This is a genomic window from Salinarimonas soli (genome assembly GCF_008386575.1).
Classification (GTDB): Bacteria; Pseudomonadota; Alphaproteobacteria; order Rhizobiales; family Beijerinckiaceae; genus Salinarimonas_A; species Salinarimonas_A soli.
The window spans coordinates 1-1,476 of sequence record NZ_VUOA01000066.1; the positions used below are offsets into that span (position 1 = coordinate 1).

2 protein-coding genes are annotated in these 1,476 nt (G+C 72.9%); both read left to right on the forward strand.

Going from position 1 to position 1,476, the window contains the following annotated elements; translation table 11 throughout:
- Positions 1-145 precede the first annotated feature (145 nt).
- A complete protein-coding gene (locus F0L46_RS25140) occupies positions 146-931 on the forward strand; it encodes an ABC transporter ATP-binding protein (protein ID WP_149822361.1) in 786 nt (261 codons plus the stop codon).
- On the forward strand, positions 928-1,476 hold a 549-nt coding region (locus tag F0L46_RS25145; protein WP_149822362.1), incomplete at its 3' end, for an ABC transporter ATP-binding protein. The genes F0L46_RS25140 and F0L46_RS25145, both read left to right, overlap by 4 nt.

Below are 1,476 nucleotides of genomic sequence, written 5' to 3' on the forward strand. Positions count from 1 at the left end.
GGGGGGTGACGGCGGTGTCCCATCCGAAAAGGTCACCAGCCGAACGGTTGCGCCCTGTTCTGCACCACCTCAGCCGTCACCCCCACCCCCAACCCCTCCCCGCAAGGGGGAGGGGAGCGCGGGCGCGCCTGTCGGGGGGCGCCCGATGACCCTGCTCGTCGTGGAGGGGCTCAACAAGCGCTTCGGCGGGGTGACGGCCGCGCGGGACGTGAGCTTTTCCTTGGACGCGGGCGAGCTCCTCGCCGTCATCGGCCCCAACGGCGCCGGCAAGTCCACCACCTTCGGCATGGTGGGCGGGCAGCTGCGGCCCGATTCCGGGAGCGTCAGCCTGCTCGGCGAGCCCATCACCGGCCTGCCCTCCCGGGCGATCTGGCGCAAGGGGGTCGGTCGCACGTTCCAGGTGGCCCAGACCTTCGTCTCCATGACGGTCGCCGAGAACGTCCAGATGGCGCTCGTGTCCCATCACGGGCGCACGCGCAACCTCCTGGCCCGCACCCGCGCCCTCTACCGGCCCGAGGCGCTCGACCTCCTCGACCGCGTGGGCATGCGCGGCGACGCCGACCGGCCCGTGGCGGAGCTCGCCTATGGCGACGTGAAGCGGGTGGAGCTCGCCATCGCGCTCGCCGCCGCCCCGAAGCTCCTGCTCATGGACGAGCCGACCGCCGGCATGGCGCCCCGCGAGCGCGCCGCCCTCATGGCGCTCACCGCCGGGATCGCCCGGCGCGACCGGATCGGCGTGCTCTTCACCGAGCACGACATGGACGCGGTCTTCGCCCATGCCGACCGCATCCTGGTCCTGGTGCGCGGCGAGATCATCGCCCGGGGCAGCCCGGACGAGGTGCGCGGCAACGCCCGGGTCAAGCAGGTCTATCTCGGCGAGACGGGCTCACGCGCGGCCCTGCGATCGCGACGGGAGACGGCCGTCCCATGAGCGACGTCGTTCTCGCGGCTCGGGGCCTGCGCGCGGCTTACGGCCACGCCCAGGTGCTGTTCGGGGTCGACCTCACCCTGCGCAGGGGCGAGGTGGCGGCGCTGATGGGCCGCAACGGGGCGGGCAAGACCACGACGCTGCGGGCGCTGATGGGCCTCCTCCCCGTCACCCATGGCACGGTGCTCTTCGAGGGCCGCGACGTCACGGCCCTCGACCCCTACCGCATCGCGCGGCTGGGCTTAGGTTATGTCCCCGAGGAGCGGCGCATCTTCACCGACCTCACGGTGGACGAGAACCTGGAGGTCGGCCGCAAGGGCGGCACCCCCGGCCGCGAGCCCTGGACCCGGGAGAAGTTGTTCTCGATCTTCCCCAACCTCGCCGAGATGCGCGGCCGGCGCGCCTCGGCCATGTCGGGGGGCGAGCAGCAGATGCTCACCATCGCCCGCACCCTCATGGGCAACCCCCACGCCGTGCTCCTCGACGAGCCCTCGGAGGGGCTCGCCCCCGTCATCGTCGAGCAGATGGCGGAGGCGGTGCTGCGCATG

Coding starts and splice junctions, on each gene's coding strand:
- F0L46_RS25140 (WP_149822361.1), top strand. CDS start 146: ATGACCCTGCTCGTCGTGGAGGGGCTCAACAAGCGCTTCGGCGGGGTG.